The organism is Peribacillus sp. FSL M8-0224 (genome assembly GCF_038003055.1).
Classification (GTDB): domain Bacteria; phylum Bacillota; class Bacilli; order Bacillales; family DSM-1321; genus Peribacillus; species Peribacillus frigoritolerans.
This window is the reverse complement of record NZ_JBBOOJ010000001.1, coordinates 3,309,954-3,331,714: the sequence shown is the minus strand read 5'-3', so window position 1 is coordinate 3,331,714 and position 21,761 is coordinate 3,309,954. Positions and strand designations below refer to the sequence as shown.

Here is a 21,761-nt window from a genome sequence, read left to right as displayed (position 1 = left end):
ATGTGGCTATAATTGAAGTAACTAACCTCAAAAAGTCATATGACAAACTTGATGTATTAAAACAATTTACTTTTGATGTAAATAAGAACGATGTGGTTGCAATAATCGGCCCCTCCGGTTCAGGAAAAAGCACGATGCTCCGCAGTTTGATTTATCTCGAAGAAATCAACGAAGGTAGCATCTGTATATCCGGAGATTATCTGGTGAGGGATGGCATCTACTCGAAACCGCAAGAGATCAAGCAAATCACCTCCAAAATGGGGATGGTCTTCCAACATTTTAATCTCTTCCCGCACCTAACTGTTAAAGAAAATCTAGAAGTCGCCCCCAGAATGGCGAAAAAGGGGACAAACACAGAGCTTCACAAGCAAAGCAGGGAGCTCTTGGAGAAGGTTGGTCTTTCTGACCGGGAGACAGCTTACCCGGAGAATCTTTCGGGCGGACAAAAACAAAGAGTAGCCATTGCAAGGGCACTTATGATGAATCCAGAAATCCTGCTGTTTGATGAGCCCACTTCGGCTTTGGATCCTGAATTGACCGGTGAAGTACTAGAAGTAATGAAGGATCTAGCTGAAGAGCAAATGACTATGATTGTGGTGACGCATGAGATGGGGTTTGCAAAGGAAGTAGCAAACAGGGCCATTTTCATGGATAATGGGGAAATTATCGAATCAGGTGATCCGACAGAGTTGTTTACAAACCCCCAGTTCGAGCGAACGAAAGCTTTCTTGAACCGTAGTTTGAAATAAACCCTGAAGTGCACTATCAATTGATTTTATAAAACCTCGGCATTTGCTGAGGTTTTTTTGCATATAAACAAATATGAATCATAAAAGCCTAACGGTAGTGTGATTCGATTAGGAAAATGCAAAGACGAGGAACGCCACAAATGACTTTTCGAAAACGTAATGTTTGTATCACTTAAAATGTGAATTTCATAAATTATACTTGCAACTTGCAAATGTTGGTGTTATAAATTGGATATAGAATATTTGTAATAAATAATGTTTACAAGTGAAAGGAGAAGGGGAAAGGTATGATCATTCGTGAAGCGATGGCAGCGGACATAGATTCCATCAAAGAAATTTACAATCAAGGGATTGAGGATAGAATTGCCACGTTAGAAACAGAACTGAAGGATCAAGCCTACATGGAGGAGTGGTTCGCCAAACACATCGGACGCTTTAAGGTAATTGTCGCTGACCAAGAAGGGGAAATCGTTGGATGGGCTTCCTTGAATCCGTATAACAGCCGCGATGCTTATAAAGGGGTTGCTGACTTATCCGTTTATATCTCAAGAGATCATCGAGGAAAAGGGATTGGCTGTTTATTGCTGCAATCCATCGAAAAGCTCGCAAAAGAAAATGACTTCAATAAAATTGTGTTATTCACTTTTCCCTTTAACCAGATGGGTCAAGGATTGTACCAAAAACGGGGGTATCGCGAAGTGGGAGTGTTTAAGAACCAGGGGATTTTAGACGGGGAATTTGTCGATGTGATGGCTATGGAGAAATTACTTTAAACAATTAGGGGGTAGGAGGATTATGACAGTGAACCATTCAAGCGTATTGTCTGTTGGTTATTTTGATGCTTATTTCAAGCTGGTTTTAGCTTCTCGTGAACCTGGGTTGGAAAAGGCAAAAGATTTCATTGAAACCAACTTTTTTAAAGGAGAAGCGTGTTATTATGGCGAGCAAACTCACCGAAATTTCATGGCTGCTTTTAATAAGCTAAAAGGATCAATAAAAAAATAGTTGAATCAAATAGTTGCAAAATGCAAATAATTAGCGTATAAATAAAGAGAGGTGAAAGTAATGGAAAATGAAAACCTTAGAGGTCTCTTCCAACTCTTGACAAGACGTTTTGGATTATTGAATAAAAATTGTTGCAGCGCTGATGGAATTGAGATATCCCTCGTTCAAAGCCATATCCTGTATGAAATAAACAGACAAAAAAAAGCTTCCATCCAGCAGATTGCAGAAACACTAGGAACGGATATTACGACGTTCAGTCGACAAATCCAATCCCTAATAAAATTGAATTTAGTCACTAAAACGCCTGATGTAGAAGATCGGAGAATTTCTATCCTTTCCCTAACCGATGAAGGCGTGAAAATCAATCAAACCATCGATCAACAAATAAATGATTATTTGAATGAAATCTTCAAGACGATGAATGAGTTTGAAAAGGAATCCGTCGTGCGGTCTCTGACATTGCTTAATGATCGAATGTTGAAGTCTTCCGTATGTTGTACTACTCCTTGGGGGTAGTATAATTTTTCGACAATACTTGCAAATTACAACTTTTTTAAACGAAATATAGGAGGGAATAATGATGGTTCAATTTGATGAAAGTGCTTTACCCGTAGCAATTATAGGCGGGGGTCCTGTAGGGCTTGCCGCTGCCGCTCATTTACTGAAAAAAGGGGAGAAGTTTATCGTACTGGAAGCGGGAGATTCGGTTGGTTCCAGCATGCTGGAGTGGGGGCATGTCAGAATGTTTTCCCCATGGCAGTATAACATCGATCAAACAGCAAAGGAACTGCTGGAGAACGCAGGATGGACGTCACCTGACGAAAATGCTTTGCCAACAGGTCGCGAACTGGTAGAAGAGTACCTTCTTCCGCTAAGTAACCTTCCAGAAATAAAAGAACAGATTATGTTACAGGCAAAAGTAGTCGGTGTTGCCAAAAAGGCTCATGATAAATTAAAAACAGGAGAACGAGACACGGTTCCCTTTCAACTGTATGTAGAAGTGAATGGTGACACACAAGTCATTGAAGCGAAAGCAGTGATTGATTCCTCAGGCACTTGGACCAATCCAAACCCCATCCTTTCAAGTGGAATTTGGACGAATGCGGAGAAACAATTACACAATCAAATCCACTATGGCATCCCTAACGTCGAACAATTAGAAAACAGATATCAAAATAAATCCACCGTGGTGATCGGAAGCGGTCATTCTGCCATAAATGCTCTATTGGATTTGGCCACTTTACAGCAGAAATTTACGGATACAAAGATCTACTGGGTTCTTCGTAAAAAACAAATCCATGAAGTGTACGGCGGGCAAGAAAACGATGGCTTGGCAGCTCGTGGAGAATTGGGCACTAGAATTCAGCAATTAGTGGAGTCTGGACGAATCAATATTCTTACTCCCTTCCATATTAACGGAGTGTATCCAACGAACAATAAAATCACTGTGGTGGGGGAACTTGACGGAGAAAAAACCACAATCGGTGAGATCAATGAAATCGTTGTGAGTACGGGGTTCAGACCAGATACATCCTTTTTAAATGAAATAAGGATAAACCTTGATTCAGCTGTGGAAAGCATAGAAGCGCTTGCTCCGTTAATTGATCCTAATATTCATAGTTGTGGAACGGTGCGGCCGCATGGTGAACAAGAACTACGACATCCTGAAAAGAACTTCTATATTGTTGGCATGAAGAGTTATGGAAGAGCACCTACATTCTTACTGGCGACAGGCTACGAACAAGTCCGTTCCGTGGTGGCTTATCTCACAGGGGATGTAGAGGGGGCAAAAGAAGTACACTTGGAACTCCCTGAAACAGGAGTTTGCAGTGTGAATCTTGCATCTAATTCTTGCGAATCTGATCTTCCTGCAAATGAAACAAAGGATGGTTCATGCTGTGGCAGTCCTGTGTTAGCGAGATTGGAGATCAAAAATAATTCTTGTTGCGAATAAACCAAAAGACCAGTCTGAAATTAGGCTGGTCTTTTTTGATACTTTTTATTTCGAGATGCAATATTAAATTATTTTTGGATAGTCGGACCACTTATTGTGTCTTCTTTTGCCCATGGAGCTACCGCACCCGTTAGCCATCCATGAAGCGCAAAAATCAGCGCTTCACCACAGAGAATGAAAATTGGTCTCTATGTCGATAATGTTTTAATGGCTGGCGAAGAAGGTCGTTGAACTATGGTGCCTTTGAGCCCATCCGTTAGTCTGACTCCGACGACCACGGTGTACCACCGACTGTCGCGCTAGCCTCTACTTAATTTGCTATAATTGGAGGTTTTTGTTTAACGATTGATCAAACTCAATCAGATCACTCATAAGGCTCAGCCTTTTTTTTAAAAGCGTTTTTACTGGGTCTATTTTGTTGTGATTTTTTTGGATTTTGAGCTTTTTTAATTTTCATGGGAGTTCTATAAGATGTTTTATATTTTAGTGGGCTTCTAATGGTATTTTTCCAATATTCGAAACGTCAATATGCTCGTATTTTATCACTTCAAAACCTGGTATTCGTAAAGTAATTGTATCGAAACCGTAAGGTGGCATTCTAGGTCCTTCATAAGTAACAATTTGAATTGTTATATCGTATTTATCATCGAATTCATCACGAACAATATCGATAACTCTTTCCGAATCAAAGAGCCTTGATTCACCATAATACTTTTTTGTTACATTGAGTATCTCTGTACCGATAGATCTCAAAAATGCCTGTTCGAGTATAACTTCACTACCGACCGTAGGAAGTTTCTTCTTCTCAGTTTTAACGACTTTCCAGACGTTATTTTCTTTTTTTAGTGTATATAAAAAATTTAATCCATCTAACTTGACTGCATGTATATAAGCAATGTTTTCTTTAACATAAATCCTTGGCTCCCTAACCCACGTCCATATATCACCCTGTAATACAGATAATACTGCCCTACCTAAAAGTGAAACTTGTCCTTTATCATTATAGAAGGGAAATTCTCTGAAGAAATATATATCTTTAACCCCATTTAAATTAACATCGAAATAATACTTATTAATTAATTCTTGACTTGGTGCTTCTTGCCTTGCAAAAACAGCAGTATTATTTATAAAAAACAAGATACAGAAAATCACATAGAGTTTTTTCTTCAATAAGAACCACCTACTTTTAATTTTGTAGGTATCTTTCCCAAAAGCTTTTGCAACAAACCTGTCCCTTAGTAACTAAACTGTAAACGGAATGTTACGCAAATAGCATTGTTGGAGGAGACTTCAATATATATAATTAAGACTCGTTAAGGAGTGATGAAATTGATAAGCGTTACAGTAGATAAGTTAAAATTCAAGAAACAATTATCGGGAATTGAACAAATCACACTGAAAGATTTTCTGTATACCTGGGTAGGTAGCTCAAGCAAAGGATTGGATGATTTTTTTCACCTTGAGTACACAGTAGATGTATTTGCCAAAATGGAAAAAACGACGAATGACACCGATTTGTTGATTTCTGATGATGATTATTTTAGATACATAACATTGACGGAAGATAATCAAATTGTGATAGGTGTTTTAGATATGAATTCAGAATTAAAACATAGAATAATTTCATTAGATAAGATTAAATAATTCTGCGTGTTCTTTAACCCATAAAAAAAGAGGCAGCATTGCACATAACCCTGTCAAGTAGACAATAAAAAAAGAGTATTTTTTAAGCTGCGGCCTTTTCTCGATATTCAATTGGGGAAAGGCCGTTGAATTTCTCTTGAAAGCGAGCCGTATTGTAAAACTCTATATACTCTTGAATAGCTAGATAAGCTTGCTCTGCTGTTTTTGGACATTTTAAATATAACTTTTCTGTTTTTAAATGTGAGAAGAAGCTTTCTATACACGCGTTGTCGTGACAATTGCCACGACGAGAGTGGCTTCCTCGAATGCCGAGTTCCTTCACCTGATTTTCATATGATTTCGTCGTATATTGGAATCCTTGATCTGAGTGCAGGAGAGCCCCCTTGCTAAACGGCTTGTCCCTTAGCTGGTTTAGTGTATTATGAACCAATTCAAGATCATTTCGTGTAGAAACTTCCCATGCAACAATTTCATTATTATACAAATCTAATTCGGCGGAAAGGTAGGCAAACGTGTCTCCAATCCGTACATAGGTTATATCTGTTACTAACTTATGAAACCTCATCTCTGCGTAGAATTCACGATTTAAGACATTATGAAATACAACTGACCCTCTTCGGCCGTAGAAAGGGCGTTTCTTCCGAATGACAGATTGGACCCCCAACTCTCTCATCAATCGACGAACACGCTTGTGGTTTACAACGATTCCTTCTCTGGACAAAGCTCCAGTCATCCGTTTATATCCGTAGTAGGGGTGTAGCTTATGGATGGCTAAAATATGTTCTTTTATCCATAGATTTTTCTCAAGTCGCAAAGAACGAGCAGACTGTGCCTTCCGCCATTTGTAGTATCCAGCCTTTGAAACTTCAGCGATTTTTAATAGCCACGAAAGTGGGTGCGTTTTCCTCAAACCATCGATTATTTGAAACCTTTCGGCTTTCAGGACCATTCCTTCCCATGTAGATTTGGATTGCGCTTTTTTAAATAATCCACCTGCGCTTTTAGATAGGCATTTTCCTCTTCGACACTAGAAAAATTCTTACGGTTCCATACACCACGTTGATCTTCAAAAGACTCGTTATTCTGCACTTTCTTCACCCAACTCGCTACCTGTGCATCACTTTTAATACCAAAACGCTCACGAATCTGGCGATATGACCAACCTTCCTCCACCTTCAGACGAACCACTTCTCTCTTTAATTCTTCTGTATACGCTTGAAACGTTTGCCCCTTTTTTGCCATACAAAAAATCCCCTCCAGATTGACAGTTAAGAACATTTTATCATGTTCTCTTTTTTCTCTGTCTACTTGAAGGGGATAATACCACATGGTACACTGTCTTTTTTTATTTGTTCACTATATGTCTTATGCGACGTTACTGAATTATCCTGCCCCGATAGTTGCATAAGAAAAGGAGCTGCTGGTCAGCTCCTGATAATGAAGTAAAGCACATGTTAGTTCATTAAGAAAATCGATTCTTAAACCCAATATAGAATTGATTCATACTTTATTTTTTTTGTCTGCAACTTCATTACGGTGTAACTACATTTATAATTTGCCCTTTTAATTCAACTAACTTGTTCTTAATGAATGGATCTGTTTCTTCAGGTAATTGATCTAGTTTAAAAAATTGAGCCTCAATTGCCTGATTCTCATCAGGAGTTAATTCTCCTTCATAGTGAGTACATAAATATCCTATTGCAACAATGTGATACTCATCACCAACGTCCTCTGGTTTCTTAGATAATTCCATACCAGAATAAACACCAAATAATTGTAATGAATTTAACGTTAACCCAAAATCTTCTTGTACATTTCTTTTAATACATTCCTCAACTGACTCATTTAACTGCAAAATACCACCAGGAATCCCCCATGTTCCACCTGCATATCTATACAGTATAATTTCTCCTTTATTATTAATAATAGCTACACTTGGCCTTACTACTATCAATGGGGAATTTCCAATCATTTCTCTCATAACTTCACAATAATCCATAAAATCCTCCTATGATAATTGATTAGTAAACTTTGTAACATTTCCTAAACAACAACTACCTTGAGGGTTGTTTACCTCACAACCACATCTATTTTCTTTTATGTTTTCACGAATATGTTCTACTGGATTAGGATTAATTCCTTTTTCTACATATTGTTTAATTTTTTCCTTTGTCCAATCAAAACAATAACAAATTGGTGTAGTCACTGAGTCATTTTTTTGATGAACAGCTACCTTTATGTCAGATACAATGTACTTTTTTTTACTTGTATCAAAATAGACTACTTCACAATCTTTGGTTGAACAAAAATAGTGATTGTCTTTAGCATTTAATGTTTCTAATGCAGATGGTCTAAGCAATGATTTTAGTGTAATTAACTTTACATTTTTAGCTTTATTTTCACAAGATGGACAATTACCATTATTATCGATTTTTATTGTTTTTAGGTTACTACAACAATCTTCCATCATTCCTCCACCTTTACAATTTATATTTTTATAAGCCTTATTCCGTTTTCTTGTTTTCACCCATTAAAGTTTCGATAATAGGACATTCATGTAAAGTTTTTTCAACAGGACAACATTCTTTTAAATTATTAAGCATTTGTTCGATCTTTTTTAAGTCTCTTATCTTCTTTTGGACTTCATCTATTTTTTGAATTACAAAATCATACATATCTATACATCGTTCATCGTCTTTATCAACGACTCCAAGTAATTTATCAATTTCTGATAAAGAAAATCCTAAATCTTGCATTCGTTTAATGAACTGTATACGATTGACGGTTACATCTTGATATGTCCTATAACCAGTATTAGTTCGAGTAGGCTCTGGAATCAGTCCAAATCTTTCGTAATATCTTATCGTTTCTTTATTAACTCCGCATTTATTTGCAAGCTCACTTATAAGATATTTCACCATATTCACCTCATAATAAATTATAAACCCTGTACCATAGTACAGGGTAAAGGGGAGTTTTGAATTTTTTCACTAATTGACGTTAATACAATACAATACAATACTTCACAATCTCATCTATGTATTAACATGAATAGCGTTAACCCATCAACTTCAAAGGTCATAGAAAAATGTTCTTCACCGTAAATATCATAAAAATTAGAGCTTTGGTTTTCTTTAGATTTAACAAGAAAAATACTTTGGTTTGTAAAATTAAGAATTGCTTTTATAGCTTAACTCTGTAACCAATTTACTTACATAAGTTCAATAAGTATCATTTTTTTTCAACTCTTTTAAGCAGACTAAAATTAAAAATTATTTTGTTTTGAATAGTTAATGATTGATTAAATAAGAATATACTTATACAATGATGTTAAATAACCACATAAGCATATGATTATTTATTAGATTAGGCTAGGAGGGATAACATGCAAACGAATGAAGCGTTGGATATAGAAGCTACGGCAAATGTTCTTAAACTTTTAGGTGATAAAACACGTTTGACGATGGTAAAAATTATGTCTGAGCATGAATGTTGTGTCTGTGAATTTGTTGACCTGTTTGATATGAGCCAACCTGCTATTAGCCAACATTTACGAAAGTTGAAAGATAGCGGAATTGTGAATGAAGCAAGAAGGGGACAATGGATATTTTACTCGTTAAATCAAACATCTCCGTATTACTCATTTATTCAAACGGTCATCAAAGATTTGCCAAGTCAAGCATTTAAATTAGAAGAATTAACAGCACAAGGAAAACGAATTTGTTGTGACTAACGAGGAGGAGAACATCAGTGGGTATAGTTATATTAGCAAGTATCATCTTTTTGCTGACGTTGACATTCGTCATCTGGCAACCCAAGGGATTGTCAATCGGCTGGTCAGCATGCGGGGGTGCGGTACTTGCCTTACTCGTTGGGGTTGTTGACTTCAACGATGTAATTACCGTTACGGGTATTGTATGGAACGCGACGTTGGCGTTCATTGCTATTATCATTATTTCTTTAATTTTAGATGAAATTGGTTTCTTTGAATGGGCAGCTCTACATATGGCGAGAGCGGCCAAGGGAAATGGAGTGAGGATGTTTGTGTCTGTGAGCATTCTTGGAGCCCTAGTCGCTGCGTTCTTCGCAAATGACGGAGCCGCGCTCATCTTAACTCCGATTGTATTGGCGATGGTTCGAAACTTGAAGTTGGAAGAGAGAATGATCTTTCCATTTATCATCGCGAGTGGGTTTATAGCGGACACTACATCCTTACCGCTTGTGGTAAGTAATTTGGTCAACATTGTTTCTGCTGACTTTTTTGATATCAAGTTTATTGAGTTCGCATCTAGAATGATCGTTCCCAACCTGTTTTCATTAGCAGCAAGCATTCTGGTATTATATTTGTACTTCAGAAAGAGCATTCCGAAGAATTATGATATGGCTCAATTGAAGAAGCCAGTCGATGCCATTCGGGATGTGAAAATGTTTCGCCTGTCTGGGATTGTTTTAGGTGTTCTGTTGGTAGGTTATTTTATCAGTGAATTTTTCAACATTCCCGTATCCATCATTGCAGGTGTTATCGCCATTTTCTTCTTGTTTATGGCAAGGCGAAGTCCAGCTGTTAATACCAAAACTGTTGTAAAAGGCGCACCATGGGCGATTGTGTTCTTCTCCATTGGAATGTATGTTGTGGTGTATGGATTGAGAAACGTTGGATTGACGAACATTTTAGCTGACCTTATACAAGTAACGGCTGATCAAGGATTATTCGCTGCTACTGTCGGAATGGGATTCATCGCAGCTATTCTTTCATCGCTTATGAATAACATGCCGACGGTTATGATAGACGCTCTTGCCATTTCCGACACGAATACAACGGGCGCGATTAGGGAAGCCCTTATTTATGCCAATGTCATCGGTTCGGACTTGGGACCAAAAATTACACCGATTGGTTCTTTGGCTACCTTATTGTGGCTGCATGTCCTTTCATTAAAAGGCGTGAAAATCTCATGGGGAACCTACTTTAAAACGGGAATCATCTTAACCATCCCAACATTGTTCATCACATTAGTTGGCTTATATATATGGTTGAATATTATTCACTAAATACATCATTTTACTCATAAAGGAGATAAACAACATGGCTAAAAAAACACTTTACTTCTTATGTACAGGTAACTCTTGCAGAAGTCAAATGGCTGAAGCATGGGGTAAGAAATATCTAGGAGACGAATGGCAAGTGCTAAGTGCAGGAATTGAAGCACATGGCTTGAATCCGAAGGCTGTTAAAGCGATGAACGAGGTTGGAATGGATATTACCAATCAAACTTCCGATATCATTGACCCTGACATTTTAAATAATGCCGATTTTGTGGTCACATTATGTGGCGATGCTGCAGACAAATGTCCAATAACGCCACCGCATGTGAGGCGTGAACATTGGGGCTTTGATGACCCAGCAAGAGCGGAAGGAACCGATGAAGAAAAATGGGCGACCTTCCAACGTGTTCGTGATGAAATCAGAGAAAGAATCGAACGTTTCTCTAAAACGGGCGTATAAATAAAACTGAAAAGCCGAGTAATCACTCGGCTTTCGTTTTATCCATGGCATAAGTAAATGATTATATATGAAGGGGAGATGAGCAAGTGATGAAAGTTGAAATCTTTGATCCTGCGATGTGTTGTTCAACGGGGGTATGTGGACCGAGTGTTGATCCTGAATTAACAAGGGTGGCATCTGCTGTTTATTCTTTAGAAAAGAAAGGGTTCGATATCAAACGTTATCAATTAACCAATGATCCTGCTAAGTTTGTAGATAACCCTGAGATTAATAAAGCTTTACATGAAAAAGGACCTGACGTCTTGCCAATTATTTTAGTCAATAATCAGATTGTAAAAGAGGGAAGTTATCCAACAAACGAAGAGTTTGGAGAATGGTTTGAAATAAAACCTGATGAGTTAAATGAAAAGCCAAAAGCTCGTCTTTCCATTGATTTAAATCAACTGAAATAAGAAAGAAAGAAAGAAAGAAGGGGAAAGAGCATGTTTCAATCTTTCAATCCGAAGAATGTCATTCAAACACCCTTTTTATTTTTAACAGGAAAAGGTGGGGTAGGAAAAACATCGACAGCCAGTGCCACCGCCGTTGCATTAGCTGATAGTGGGAAAAAGGTGTTGCTCATCAGCACAGACCCAGCTTCCAACTTACAAGATGTATTTGGAATAGCGTTAACCAATTCACCCATAGCCGTACCAGGTGTTGATAATTTATTTGCCAGTAATTTAGATCCAGAAGCTTCAGCGAGAGCGTATCGTGACAAAGTGGTGGGTCCATATAAAGGAAAGCTACCTGATTCGGTCGTTGCCACCATGGAAGAACAATTATCGGGAGCATGTACGGTGGAGATTGCTGCATTTGATGAATTTTCCAATTTGTTGACTAATGTTGACATAGTCAATCAGTATGACCATATTATCTTTGACACCGCTCCAACTGGGCATACGTTAAGGCTTTTACAGCTTCCGACGGCATGGAGTGGATTCCTGGAAGAAAGCACACACGGTGCGTCATGCTTAGGTCCTTTATCAGGGTTGGCGGACAAAAAAGACCTTTATTCTAAAACTGTGGAGGTCCTTTCCAATCCAAGTAAAACCACATTAATCCTAGTTACAAGACCTGATGCCTCATCCTTATTTGAAGCAGACCGTGCATCCAATGAACTCAAAGAAATTGGCGTGAAAAACCAAATACTTATCGTGAATGGGCTTCTTCAGACACACCTTGAAGAAGATGAAGTGTCATCCGCCTTTTATCACCGACAACGAAACGCATTGCAGCACATACCAGAACATTTAAAACAGATCGCTGTTTATTCGTTACCGTTTGTTTCTTTTCCCTTAACAGGGATAGACAATTTACGATATTTATTTAAACAATACACGATCCCATCAAAGATGGTGACATATGAAGATTACACAGCGAATCTTCCAAGATTGAATGAAATGATCACTGATTTCTCATCAAATAATACAAAGCTTATTTTCACAATGGGGAAAGGCGGAGTGGGGAAAACAACGGTTGCTTCCGCTATTGCCGTTGGTTTAGTGGAAAAGGGGCACCGTGTACACTTAACGACAACAGATCCTGCGGGGCACTTGAATTACCAATTCGAAAATGATCAATTCAATCAAAACTTAACGATCAGCAGCATTAATCCAAAAGAAGAAGTGGAAAAATACAAAGCAGATGTCATTACAAAAGCAGGCTCAGATTTAGATGAAGAAGGACTCGCTTATTTAGTGGAAGATCTTAATTCACCTTGTACAGAGGAAATAGCCGTTTTCCGAGCCTTTGCTGAAATTGTAGCTAAATCAGAAAATGAAATGGTCGTTATTGACACGGCGCCAACGGGTCACACGTTGTTATTGTTGGATGCTGCACAGTCTTATAGTAAAGAGATTTCGAAGTCAACAGGTGAAGTCCCTGAAAGTGTAACAAAACTGCTTCCTCAAATTAGGAATGCAGAAGAAACAGCTGTTGTAATTGTCACGCTTGCAGAAGCCACACCCGTGTTAGAAGCATCCCGATTACAAGATGATTTAAGAAGGGCCAATATTACCCCACAGTGGTGGGTGATTAATCAGATTCTATATACTACAAATACGATTGACCCTGTACTAAGCGGGAAAGCATCGGCAGAAAAAGAATGGATTCATGAAGTTAACGATAAGTCATTTGGAAAATGTGTCATTATTCCATGGATGCTAGAAGAAAAGATCGGATATGACAAGTTGAAAGATTATACACATTAACTGTGCAAATTTTGGTCAAAAAACCTTAGTTGGAGGGGAAATATAATTGACCGCAAAGAATTATCATGAATTAATTAAAGATCGCATCTTCATCGGTGGAGCAGATGATGTGAAAGAAATGATGGAAAATGAGGGGGCAGATATAATTTTTGATTTGAGTGCAGAAGCACCTGACGAAACTGCATATAACCGCCTGCATAGTCCCATTGTCGATGATGCTGAACACCAAGATTAATCCATTAAAACGTCGATCGCTCATGTCGTAAAAGCATATAATGAAGGAAAAAAAGTGTATTTTCATTGTGCTGGCGGAAGCAATCGTACGGGTACTGTTGCCGTTGTGACCTTGTTGACTTTGGGTAAGGGAAAGTCTATTGAAGAAGCAGAGGAAATGGCTAAGTCCGCACGTCCTAAAATTAAGGTGAAACCAGAAATGAAAGAAGCATTAAAAAGAATATTTCCTAATGTATAAAAGAAAAGGGGAGGAATTAATATGAAGATAACAGATGAAGCAAAACAACTTTTAGAAAATGTGTTAAATGAAAATGGTGCAGAAGGAATTCGTCTATACTCGGTCGCAGGTTGTTGCGGCCCACAAATGGCATTGTCTTTAGATGCCCCACAAGAAACAGATGTTATCCAGAACATTAACGGAATTAAAGTGGCAGTAGATTCTCAAATTGCTTCAACTGAGGAATTCACATTAGACAAAGAAGAAAATCAAGATGGTGTAGGCTTAGTTTTAATTGGCGGTAGTAACTGTTGCTAATGCTTAGGTAAAAATAAGGGGGGAGTTGTTCATTTTGGTGAATAACTCCCCCTCCTCTATTTAATTGTAGGATTGAAACGCTTAATTGGAATAATTGGAATCTTGGCTGAGGGGACTACATGCCACTAAGTGCTTTCCTACAACTGCAATGAATTATACTTTTCATTCGGTGTAAAAAATTATGTTTTGAACTCTAAGAGTAACCTTTTTGAATGATGGTCGTACGTTATCCAATGGCCTTCAGAAATCCCTAAACTTATGAAATTTTATAAATCCCGTACAATTAGATACAAACTGACTTCCACATTAAAAGGCTTTTTAGTCCAAACATATTAATACTTTTGCTCCAAAACCAACTTTTAGATTCTTCTATTTAAGGCATCCCTTAAAATTTCACAAAAAATGCAGTAAAGTACATAATTAAAAGTCCAGTCGCTAATCCAGAATGGTTTAACCATGAAACAGATGCTTCATTGATATTGTAGGAATGAAAAGCTACGGCCGAGCACTTACATTCCTTATGGCTACAGCAGGATATGAACCTGGTTCGATCTATTGCAGCTTATATAACATATCTATGGTATAGAAAAAAATTCCAAAAAATGCTAAAAATAATCATTTTATACTGGTGCAATTTTCCCGTATCATTTGGTAACAAAAGACATAAAAATACAATGAGTGGATCGGTGAGAATTATTGAGAAGTGGTTGTTCAACGTGTTAAATAAAGATAATGGAGTGTTATTGAATAAGGATTTATTAAAATCGAGAGTGGGATTTAAAAGGATTATAACTTTAGGTGGTATATTTTTGATTTCATCAGAAATTTCTTTTTGGAAAAAGTTTAAAATAATCTTTAACTAACAACATGAAAAATATATTCATACATGCATTAGGTTAGTATAGATACACTTAAGTATTTTTAAGCAAACCCTAGTAAAGTAAATAGAATCTATGTCAAATACCTATTTTAAAACTTTTTATAAAAAAACCTTCACATACCATAGAGGGGTATAGTATTATGTAATTAAGGAGGTGAGGCAATGTCGATGAATTCAGAATGTCTTGATAAAATTGTTGAAATTGATCAATACTGCTCATCAGACGGTGAAAGAAAGAGCCATCATTCAGATAAAGTGAAAAAAAATTTAGTATCAAGATTGAATCGAATTGAAGGACAAATTCGAGGAATAAAAGGATTAATTGAAAAGGATACGTATTGTGATGATGTCATTACTCAAATATCTGCGACTCAATCAGCATTAAATAGTGTCGCTCGTATTTTACTTGAAGGGCATATGAAGTCATGTGTTTTAGAAAGAATTCAAGAAGGGGATACGGAGATTTTAGATGAGGTAATGGTGACAATTCAAAAATTAATGAAAAAATAAAAGGAGACTAAGCGATATGGAAAAAATGACTCTTAACGTAAAAGGAATGTCATGTGGGCATTGTATAAATTCAATTGAAGGCAATGTAGGCGAATTATCTGGAGTTACCACTGTTAAAGTAAACTTAGATTCTGGAACTGTTAGTGTAGTGTTTAATCCGAACGAAGTTAGTATTGATAAGATCAAAGAAACAATTGATGACCAAGGTTATGATGTACAATAAAATTAATACAGAACCTGCTGATTAAAGCACGATTTCTTTCAGAAATTAATATACTATACAGGGGTATGGTTTAAGTAATTAAAATAGATCAACTGACATAAAATAAGGAGGAGTAAGAAATGGAGAATGTAATATTAACAGTGAAAGGAATGTCATGTGGGCATTGTATAAATTCAATTGAGGGAAATGTAGGGAAATTAAATGGTGTTCATTTTGTAAAAGTTCACTTAAATGAAGAAAAAGTAGAAGTATCATTTAATTCGAAAATGGTCTCTTTAAAGGGAATTACTGACGTTATAGAAGATCAAGGTTATGATATACAATAATTTTAATAAAGAACGTGCTGATTAAAGCACGATTTCTTTCTAAAATTCATATACTATACCAGGGTATGGTTTGTGTTATTAAAATAGATCATCTAACATAAATTAAGGAGGACAAAAGAATGGAGAATGTAATATTAGTAGTGAAAGGAATGTCATGTGGGCATTGTATTAATTCAATTGAAGGGAACGTAGGAAAAATGAATGGAGTTCTTTTTGTAAAGGTTCACTTAAATGAAGAAAAAGTAGAGGTATCATTTGATCCGAAAGTAGTTTCTTTAAAGGGAATTACTGACATTATAGAGGGCCAAGGTTATGATGTAGAGCTGAGTAAATTATCTAAAGATCAAAGTTGTCACTAAGGAATTGAAAAAACGTGCTGTCTCGTCCCGGCACGTTTTCTTCCCTAAAAATATACCCCACTATAGTATGTGGTGATAGGAGTGTAAGGTTATGAGCGATAAAAAAGAAACAACACTTCAAATAGCTGGCATGACGTGTGCTGCATGTGCAGTGAGAATAGAAAAAGGTCTAAAAAAAATAGATGGAGTAGAGGATGCAAGCGTGAATTTTGCTTTAGAAAAATCAAAAGTAACGTTTGATCCATCCAAATCAAGTGTTAACCAACTTAAAGATAAAGTAGAATCCTTAGGGTATAAAGTGGTTAGTGAAAAAGCGGAATTTGATATATCTGGTATGACATGCGCAGCATGTGCTAACAGGATTGAAAAACGTTTAAACAAGTTAGATGGAATACAAAGTGCAACTGTAAACTTCGCCTTAGAATCAGCCCTTGTAGAATATAATCCTGACGAAGTTTCGGTCCCAGATATGAAGGATGCCATTAAGAAATTGGGTTATCATTTAGAACAAAAGCAAGAAACTACAGGCGAAAAGGTTGATCATAGACAGAAGGAAATTGAGAAACAAACAGGAAAATTCATATTCTCTTCTATTTTGTCCATCCCTTTACTTTGGGCGATGGTCAGTCATTTTGAATTTACCTCTTTTATTTGGCTACCAGAGATGTTCATGAATCCATGGGTCCAACTCGCACTTGCGACTCCTGTTCAATTCTTAGTTGGAGGTCAGTTTTACGTAGGCGCCTTTAAAGCATTAAGGAATAAAAGTGCAAACATGGATGTTTTAGTTGCACTTGGCACCTCTGCAGCTTATTTCTATAGTGTTTATTTAAGCATTTTGTCAATAGGGTCCGATGCACACATGGTGGAATTATATTTTGAAACAAGTGCCGTGTTAATTACTCTTATTATATTAGGTAAGTTATTTGAAGCAAAAGCAAAGGGACGTTCATCGGAAGCCATTAAAAAGCTTATGGGTTTGCAAGCAAAAACAGCCACAGTTTTAAGAGACGGTCAAGAAATGAATTTACCTATCGAAGAGGTGATAGCTGGAGATATCGTTTATGTTAAACCAGGTGAAAAGGTGCCTGTAGACGGAGAAATATTTGAAGGGAGATCTGCCCTGGATGAGTCAATGATTACAGGGGAAAGTATTCCTGTTGATAAAACAGTAGGAGATTTAGTAATTGGCTCAACCATTAACAAAAACGGGTTTCTAAAGGTTAAGGCAACAAAGGTAGGAAAAGATACCGCCTTAGCTCAAATTATCAAAGTAGTCGAAGAAGCACAAGGATCAAAAGCGCCTATTCAACGCTTAGCCGATGTCATCTCAGGAATATTTGTCCCTATTGTAGTGGGTATAGCGATTATTACGTTTCTTGTGTGGTACTTTTTTGTAAGTCCAGGAGAGTTTGCAGTAGCTCTTGAAAAATTAATTGCCGTATTAGTGATCGCCTGTCCATGTGCTCTAGGCCTAGCTACTCCTACGTCCATTATGGCAGGGTCAGGTCGAGCAGCCGAATATGGGATTTTATTTAAAGGCGGAGAACATCTTGAAACCACTCATCGGGTGGATACAGTGATTCTTGATAAAACGGGAACTGTAACAAATGGAAAACCAACACTTACAGATGTTATTCTCTCAAATGGGTTTGAAGAAAAGGAATTTTTAAAATTAGTCGGTACTGCAGAGAGAAATTCTGAACATCCGTTAGCTGAGGCGATTGTTGAGGGGATTAAAGAAAAAGGGATTGAACTAGGCAGCTCAGAACACTTCGAAGCCATTCCTGGCTTTGGAATCGAGTCTAAAGTTGAAACCAAATCCTTGCTGATCGGAACGCGCCGACTTATGAAGAAAAATAACATTGATATTAGGGGTATATTACCCAAGATGGAAAACTTAGAGAAACAAGGCAAGACTGCAATGCTAGTAGCCATTGATAACCAGTTTGCTGGAGTGATTGCAGTCGCGGATACAATTAAAGAAACCTCTCAAAAAGCTATCGCAAGGTTAAAAGAGATGGGTCTGGAGGTTGTTATGATTACTGGAGATAACAAGCAGACAGCTCAAGCAATTGCAAATGAAGTAGGAATTGACCATGTTATAGCAGAAGTCCTGCCTGAAGGAAAGGCAGAGGAAGTTAAAAAGCTTCAAAAATCTGGAAAGATTGTAGCAATGGTCGGTGATGGAATTAACGATGCTCCAGCGTTAGCTACTGCTGATATTGGGATGGCAATCGGTACGGGTACGGATGTAGCAATGGAAGCTGCTGATATCACCTTAATCAGAGGAGACTTAAATAGTATTGCCGATGCCATTTTTATGAGTAAAATGACGATTCGAAATATCAAGCAAAATTTATTTTGGGCCTTTGCTTATAATGCTATAGGAGTTCCAATTGCAGCCCTAGGATTTCTGGCACCGTGGCTTGCAGGAGTAGCAATGGCATTTAGTTCAGTTTCAGTTGTTTTAAACGCACTCAGATTACAAAGGATTAAGTTAAAAGGATAATCTATCTATAAAGAAAGGAGTGTTTTTATGAAACAAAAAAACATGCTAACCTGGGCGATTTCAGCCATTGTTTATCTCGGGTTAGTAATTGGCGGATATACCGTATTTGCAAGCTTGGGCAGTAATAACGATCACACGGATACCCATGCGGCAAATAACGAGGAAAAAGAATCTATTAATGAGCAAGCACATAACGATAATCATACAAGCCAAAAAAGTGATGGTGAGGATACAGGGCATTCAGATCATGTAGATCAATTACAAAGTGAAGTGGTCACAAACGTAAAATATGAAGAAGGTATAATTACCATCGATGTGAAGGATAAAGAGCAAAATTCACCTAAATTAGAAATATCACATGAAAAAATAATGCATTTAATTATTGTAAGTGCAGACTTAGAAGATTATTATCATTTACATCCTGAGGAAAAAGGAAATGGCGTTTATACTCTGAAGTTCGCCCTACCTGAAAACTCTTATAAAGCGTTTGTTGATATTAAACCAAAAAACCTTGCTTATCAGGTTAGTCCGATAGAACTGCAGGTGGGTAAAGGTCATAGTGAACATGAAGGAAATTCATTAAAGGTTGATACAAACTTAACAAAAACTATCAATGAGAAGACAGTTGAATTAAACACTACAGAGCTAGGGATAAACAAAGCTGTGACGTTAAGTTTTGATACGAAAGAGACTACTCCAGAGCCCTATCTGGGTGCTCTAGGGCATGTTGTTATTTTGGATGATATGGGTGAAAAATTTGTTCATGTGCACCCTACATCAGAAGAAAAGACAGTCTTTGAAACAAAATTTGATAAACCTGGGATTTACAAAGTATGGGGAGAATTTAAATTTGATGGTAAAGTCAATAGCTATCCATTTGTTATAGAGGTCAAATAAATTCGAAGAATAAAGGGGAATTTTTTATGAACTTAGATGGGGTTAGCAAACATCTATTAATTTGCAACGGGAAAACATGCACGAAAAATGGAGCAGAAGAAGTAACAGAGACCATTAGGGGAGAATTGAAAAACTTAGAGCTGCAAAAGGAGATCCACACAACAAAAACATTATGTAACGGCCAATGCAAGCATGGTCCAATCGCTGTTCTATATCCACAAGGAACCTGGTATAAAGAAATGAATAAAGCAAAAAGTGAAGAGCTTATTCGTCAATTGAAAGAAGAAAGAAATGTTAATTTAGGCTCTGAACTTTATTACCATGATGGGAAAACATTTAAGAACCATGAGGTTGAGTAAACTGTAACATCTTATATCTTATATCTTATATCTAAAAAGGCGTTTCTGTATAACAGGACGCTTTTTTACTGTAAGAAGTGTCGAGTGACAAATGCAATAATGTCAAATATAAGGTTATAAGGCTATAAGGCTATATATGTAGTCATGGGCATGCTCAAACCCGGCACCGCGAATATAAATACGTGGTGTAGTCATTTCATGGAGGTGGGTGTATGCACAAATGCCGTTGTTGTCTAGGGGTAGGATGTTGTCGATATTGTAGTGGATCAGGTGTCCAACCGGTAGGTAAAGCTTCCTAAATTCTATTTAGACAGGAGCTTGCATAACAAGCTCCCGTTACTTATGCTTACTAGATTGATATAGAGTAAACATTGTTTTATATGTACATTTATTTCACATATAAGTGTATTTCTTTGATAATATAAAATAGGAATGAATTGAAGGTGGTGAAAGTAACCCTATGTGTGAACCCTACTATAAAGTGTTGCCAAAAATCTTAGGTCCTCTTGAATTAGAAGTAATGAAAATTATTTGGTCTAAAAATGAAGCAACAGTTCAGGAAGTCTTGATAGAGTTAAACAAACAAAATAATTATGCTTACACAACGATCATGACGATTATGAATCGTTTAGATAAAAAGGGAATTCTTACACGAAATAAGGTAGGTAAGGGATACCTATATAAAGCTCGTTATAATCAGGATGAGCTAGTTCAACAGACTTCTTCTGAGAAAGTAGAACAAATTCTCGGAAACTATGGTGATATTGCTATTGCACAGTTTGTAGATGCTGTTGGCCATAATCCTGATCAACTAAATAAACTAAAACAGCTCATTCAAAGTTTAGAGAAAGGTGAAAAATCGTAATGCACTTATCTCGCCTGTATAGCACCTACATTGCATGCTCAGTTAGTATCGTAAGTTTATTTTCCCTCTGCTTTTTTGCCTACCATCATGAAAATCAAAGTTTGTGGGATTCAATGCTGATGTGTTGTAATAGTCATTCATGGGAACAAGTATTCAAGCTTTTGTTTATTTTACTATTGGTTGCATGTATATTATTTGTCGTTTATTTTGTAGATGTTATTCAAAAAACAAAACGATTTCTCTCTACTCTAATCCCTTATAAAAGGGGGCAGCTCCCTCAAGAGATAGAAAATTTTCAGCAAAAGTATTCAATCCGAATTCATGTTATTGATGATAAGCGACCTATAGCTTTTACGTATGGATTTATTTATTCTCAAATTGTCATTAGTACAGGTCTTGTTCAGATACTAGATTCAGATGAAGTAAAAGCTGTATTGGAACATGAATATTGTCATTATAAAGACAAGGATCCTTTTAAATTGTCGTTATATAAATGTTTAGCACGCCTATTCTTCTTCATGCCTGTATCTCAAAAAATATTGCAACGTTATGTGACTAAAAAGGAATTAGCTGCGGATACGTTTGCAATTGAACAAGTGGGGCTAAAACCCATAGCATCAGCCCTATATAAATTAATGTCGTATTCTTCGTCCATGCCTTTCTCAACCGTTCATTTTCAAAATGGAGAACTTCAGGATGTTCGTATTGAGTTTCTTTTGACAGGGACATTTTCCATGCCCTTTTTAACTAAAAAAGAATGGATGGTCTCGGTTCTACACTTTATTTTTATTACTTTGATAACAGGATGTGTGTCATTTCTGTGGCATATTATATCTTTCATGCCATTATAAATACTACAAATGTGTAGTAACATATTGACACTATTTTTTTCTTCTACTACAATCAAGTAGTAGATAGAGTGTTTTATAAACTTTGTCCTTATTACATAGAGGA

The 21,761-nt window shown here is 36.9% G+C and carries 26 protein-coding genes and 2 pseudogenes; 22 read left to right on the top strand and 6 right to left on the bottom strand.

The genetic code is table 11. The features are described from left to right. The first annotated feature begins 2 nt into the window (after positions 1-2). The 5 genes from MKX49_RS16010 to MKX49_RS15990 all read left to right on the top strand — a co-directional run bounded on the left by MKX49_RS16010 (position 3) and on the right by MKX49_RS15990 (position 3,708). Positions 3-749: an amino acid ABC transporter ATP-binding protein gene (locus MKX49_RS16010; protein WP_340876982.1), complete on the top strand. Its 747-nt coding sequence runs from the start codon at positions 3-5 to the stop codon at positions 747-749. 287 nt (positions 750-1,036) lie between these two features. Beyond that, entirely contained in the window at positions 1,037-1,522 is a 486-nt protein-coding gene (locus tag MKX49_RS16005; protein ID WP_340876981.1) for an arsinothricin resistance N-acetyltransferase ArsN1 family A, read from the top strand. Positions 1,523-1,544: 22 nt separating this feature from the next. Continuing rightward, positions 1,545-1,754, top strand: a complete 210-nt coding sequence (locus MKX49_RS16000) for a hypothetical protein (protein WP_340876979.1) — start codon at positions 1,545-1,547, stop codon at positions 1,752-1,754. A 60-nt stretch (positions 1,755-1,814) separates the two neighbouring features. After that, on the top strand, positions 1,815-2,270 hold the full coding sequence (locus tag MKX49_RS15995) for a MarR family winged helix-turn-helix transcriptional regulator (protein WP_340876978.1): 456 nt from the start codon (positions 1,815-1,817) through the stop codon (positions 2,268-2,270). A gap of 61 nt (positions 2,271-2,331) precedes the next feature. Next, the gene (locus MKX49_RS15990) at positions 2,332-3,708 is read left to right on the top strand and encodes an FAD-dependent oxidoreductase (protein ID WP_340876976.1); all 1,377 of its coding nucleotides are present in this window, start codon (positions 2,332-2,334) and stop codon (positions 3,706-3,708) included. A 483-nt stretch (positions 3,709-4,191) separates the two neighbouring features. Here the strand turns inward: MKX49_RS15990 and MKX49_RS15985 are convergent, their stop codons facing one another. Further along, positions 4,192-4,878: a DUF3888 domain-containing protein gene (locus tag MKX49_RS15985; protein WP_340876975.1), complete on the bottom strand. Its 687-nt coding sequence runs from the start codon at positions 4,876-4,878 to the stop codon at positions 4,192-4,194. A gap of 159 nt (positions 4,879-5,037) precedes the next feature. On the opposite strand from MKX49_RS15985, the gene MKX49_RS15980 reads away from it, so the two are divergent. After that, the gene (locus MKX49_RS15980; RefSeq protein WP_340876974.1) at positions 5,038-5,352 is read left to right on the top strand and encodes a hypothetical protein; all 315 of its coding nucleotides are present in this window, start codon (positions 5,038-5,040) and stop codon (positions 5,350-5,352) included. 82 nt (positions 5,353-5,434) lie between these two features. Here MKX49_RS15980 and MKX49_RS15975 read toward each other — a convergent pair. The 5 genes and pseudogenes from MKX49_RS15975 to MKX49_RS15955 form a co-directional block, all read right to left on the bottom strand. After that, positions 5,435-6,594 (bottom strand): IS3 family transposase gene (locus MKX49_RS15975; protein ID WP_445670131.1). Its coding sequence is split into 2 segments (ribosomal slippage): positions 5,435-6,336 and positions 6,336-6,594, totalling 1,161 coding nucleotides; the frame shifts between segments, so codons are not numbered across the junction. Positions 6,595-6,883: 289 nt separating this feature from the next. Continuing rightward, positions 6,884-7,351, bottom strand: a complete 468-nt coding sequence (locus MKX49_RS15970; protein WP_340876973.1) for an NUDIX domain-containing protein — start codon at positions 7,349-7,351, stop codon at positions 6,884-6,886. 9 nt (positions 7,352-7,360) lie between these two features. After that, entirely contained in the window at positions 7,361-7,819 is a 459-nt protein-coding gene (locus tag MKX49_RS15965; RefSeq protein ID WP_340878560.1) for a putative iron-sulfur cluster-binding metallochaperone, read from the bottom strand. A gap of 37 nt (positions 7,820-7,856) precedes the next feature. Beyond that, positions 7,857-8,270: an Hg(II)-responsive transcriptional regulator gene (gene merR, locus MKX49_RS15960; RefSeq protein WP_340878558.1), complete on the bottom strand. Its 414-nt coding sequence runs from the start codon at positions 8,268-8,270 to the stop codon at positions 7,857-7,859. Positions 8,271-8,389: 119 nt separating this feature from the next. Then, positions 8,390-8,570: pseudogene (locus tag MKX49_RS15955) on the bottom strand (VOC family protein); the annotation flags it as partial. Between the two features lie 167 nt (positions 8,571-8,737). Between MKX49_RS15955 and MKX49_RS15950 the strand changes: the two are divergent. From MKX49_RS15950 to MKX49_RS15875, 16 genes and pseudogenes are all read left to right on the top strand, one after another. Next, positions 8,738-9,085, top strand: coding sequence for an ArsR/SmtB family transcription factor (locus MKX49_RS15950; protein ID WP_340876972.1), 348 nt, complete (start codon positions 8,738-8,740; stop codon positions 9,083-9,085). 17 nt (positions 9,086-9,102) lie between these two features. Continuing rightward, positions 9,103-10,401 (top strand): arsenic transporter, encoded by a 1,299-nt coding sequence (locus MKX49_RS15945; RefSeq protein ID WP_340876971.1) that lies wholly within the window; start codon positions 9,103-9,105, stop codon positions 10,399-10,401. Between the two features lie 34 nt (positions 10,402-10,435). After that, the gene (gene arsC / locus MKX49_RS15940; protein ID WP_340876970.1) at positions 10,436-10,855 is read left to right on the top strand and encodes an arsenate reductase (thioredoxin); all 420 of its coding nucleotides are present in this window, start codon (positions 10,436-10,438) and stop codon (positions 10,853-10,855) included. An 86-nt stretch (positions 10,856-10,941) separates the two neighbouring features. Beyond that, positions 10,942-11,307, top strand: a complete 366-nt coding sequence (arsD, locus tag MKX49_RS15935; RefSeq protein ID WP_340876969.1) for an arsenite efflux transporter metallochaperone ArsD — start codon at positions 10,942-10,944, stop codon at positions 11,305-11,307. Positions 11,308-11,337: 30 nt separating this feature from the next. Continuing rightward, positions 11,338-13,107, top strand: a complete 1,770-nt coding sequence (gene arsA / locus MKX49_RS15930) for an arsenical pump-driving ATPase (RefSeq protein WP_340876968.1) — start codon at positions 11,338-11,340, stop codon at positions 13,105-13,107. 46 nt (positions 13,108-13,153) lie between these two features. Next, positions 13,154-13,579 (top strand): annotated as a pseudogene (locus tag MKX49_RS15925) (protein-tyrosine phosphatase family protein). A gap of 21 nt (positions 13,580-13,600) precedes the next feature. Next, complete coding sequence (locus MKX49_RS15920; protein ID WP_340876967.1) at positions 13,601-13,876, top strand: adhesin; 276 nt, start codon at positions 13,601-13,603, stop codon at positions 13,874-13,876. Between the two features lie 1,048 nt (positions 13,877-14,924). Then, positions 14,925-15,266 carry a metal-sensitive transcriptional regulator gene (locus MKX49_RS15915; RefSeq protein WP_340878556.1) on the top strand — a complete coding sequence of 114 codons (342 nt, stop codon included), beginning with the start codon at positions 14,925-14,927 and terminating at the stop codon, positions 15,264-15,266. Between the two features lie 16 nt (positions 15,267-15,282). Then, positions 15,283-15,489, top strand: a complete 207-nt coding sequence (gene copZ, locus MKX49_RS15910; RefSeq protein WP_101222666.1) for a copper chaperone CopZ — start codon at positions 15,283-15,285, stop codon at positions 15,487-15,489. Between the two features lie 119 nt (positions 15,490-15,608). After that, positions 15,609-15,815, top strand: coding sequence for a copper chaperone CopZ (gene copZ, locus MKX49_RS15905; RefSeq protein WP_340876965.1), 207 nt, complete (start codon positions 15,609-15,611; stop codon positions 15,813-15,815). A gap of 119 nt (positions 15,816-15,934) precedes the next feature. Next, entirely contained in the window at positions 15,935-16,174 is a 240-nt protein-coding gene (gene copZ, locus MKX49_RS15900) for a copper chaperone CopZ (RefSeq protein ID WP_340876964.1), read from the top strand. A gap of 91 nt (positions 16,175-16,265) precedes the next feature. Beyond that, entirely contained in the window at positions 16,266-18,686 is a 2,421-nt protein-coding gene (locus MKX49_RS15895; protein ID WP_340876963.1) for a heavy metal translocating P-type ATPase, read from the top strand. 27 nt (positions 18,687-18,713) lie between these two features. Next, positions 18,714-19,583, top strand: coding sequence for a hypothetical protein (locus tag MKX49_RS15890; RefSeq protein ID WP_336864820.1), 870 nt, complete (start codon positions 18,714-18,716; stop codon positions 19,581-19,583). Positions 19,584-19,609: 26 nt separating this feature from the next. Continuing rightward, the gene (locus MKX49_RS15885) at positions 19,610-19,942 is read left to right on the top strand and encodes a (2Fe-2S) ferredoxin domain-containing protein (RefSeq protein WP_336864818.1); all 333 of its coding nucleotides are present in this window, start codon (positions 19,610-19,612) and stop codon (positions 19,940-19,942) included. Positions 19,943-20,402: 460 nt separating this feature from the next. Further along, positions 20,403-20,807, top strand: a complete 405-nt coding sequence (locus MKX49_RS15880; RefSeq protein WP_336864816.1) for a BlaI/MecI/CopY family transcriptional regulator — start codon at positions 20,403-20,405, stop codon at positions 20,805-20,807. Further along, positions 20,807-21,658: a M56 family metallopeptidase gene (locus MKX49_RS15875; RefSeq protein ID WP_340876962.1), complete on the top strand. Its 852-nt coding sequence runs from the start codon at positions 20,807-20,809 to the stop codon at positions 21,656-21,658. Before MKX49_RS15880 ends, MKX49_RS15875 begins: the two co-directional genes overlap by 1 nt. The last annotated feature ends 103 nt before the right edge of the window (positions 21,659-21,761 follow it).

Coding starts and splice junctions, on each gene's coding strand:
- MKX49_RS16005 (WP_340876981.1), top strand. CDS start 1,037: ATGATCATTCGTGAAGCGATGGCAGCGGACATAGATTCCATCAAAGAA.
- MKX49_RS16000 (WP_340876979.1), top strand. CDS start 1,545: ATGACAGTGAACCATTCAAGCGTATTGTCTGTTGGTTATTTTGATGCT.
- MKX49_RS15995 (WP_340876978.1), top strand. CDS start 1,815: ATGGAAAATGAAAACCTTAGAGGTCTCTTCCAACTCTTGACAAGACGT.
- MKX49_RS15990 (WP_340876976.1), top strand. CDS start 2,332: ATGATGGTTCAATTTGATGAAAGTGCTTTACCCGTAGCAATTATAGGC.
- MKX49_RS15970 (WP_340876973.1), bottom strand. CDS start 7,351: ATGGATTATTGTGAAGTTATGAGAGAAATGATTGGAAATTCCCCATTG.
- MKX49_RS15965 (WP_340878560.1), bottom strand. CDS start 7,819: ATGGAAGATTGTTGTAGTAACCTAAAAACAATAAAAATCGATAATAAT.
- MKX49_RS15950 (WP_340876972.1), top strand. CDS start 8,738: ATGCAAACGAATGAAGCGTTGGATATAGAAGCTACGGCAAATGTTCTT.
- arsC (WP_340876970.1), top strand. CDS start 10,436: ATGGCTAAAAAAACACTTTACTTCTTATGTACAGGTAACTCTTGCAGA.
- arsA (WP_340876968.1), top strand. CDS start 11,338: ATGTTTCAATCTTTCAATCCGAAGAATGTCATTCAAACACCCTTTTTA.
- MKX49_RS15920 (WP_340876967.1), top strand. CDS start 13,601: ATGAAGATAACAGATGAAGCAAAACAACTTTTAGAAAATGTGTTAAAT.
- MKX49_RS15915 (WP_340878556.1), top strand. CDS start 14,925: ATGAATTCAGAATGTCTTGATAAAATTGTTGAAATTGATCAATACTGC.
- copZ (WP_101222666.1), top strand. CDS start 15,283: ATGGAAAAAATGACTCTTAACGTAAAAGGAATGTCATGTGGGCATTGT.
- copZ (WP_340876965.1), top strand. CDS start 15,609: ATGGAGAATGTAATATTAACAGTGAAAGGAATGTCATGTGGGCATTGT.
- copZ (WP_340876964.1), top strand. CDS start 15,935: ATGGAGAATGTAATATTAGTAGTGAAAGGAATGTCATGTGGGCATTGT.
- MKX49_RS15895 (WP_340876963.1), top strand. CDS start 16,266: ATGAGCGATAAAAAAGAAACAACACTTCAAATAGCTGGCATGACGTGT.
- MKX49_RS15890 (WP_336864820.1), top strand. CDS start 18,714: ATGAAACAAAAAAACATGCTAACCTGGGCGATTTCAGCCATTGTTTAT.
- MKX49_RS15885 (WP_336864818.1), top strand. CDS start 19,610: ATGAACTTAGATGGGGTTAGCAAACATCTATTAATTTGCAACGGGAAA.
- MKX49_RS15880 (WP_336864816.1), top strand. CDS start 20,403: ATGTGTGAACCCTACTATAAAGTGTTGCCAAAAATCTTAGGTCCTCTT.
- MKX49_RS15875 (WP_340876962.1), top strand. CDS start 20,807: ATGCACTTATCTCGCCTGTATAGCACCTACATTGCATGCTCAGTTAGT.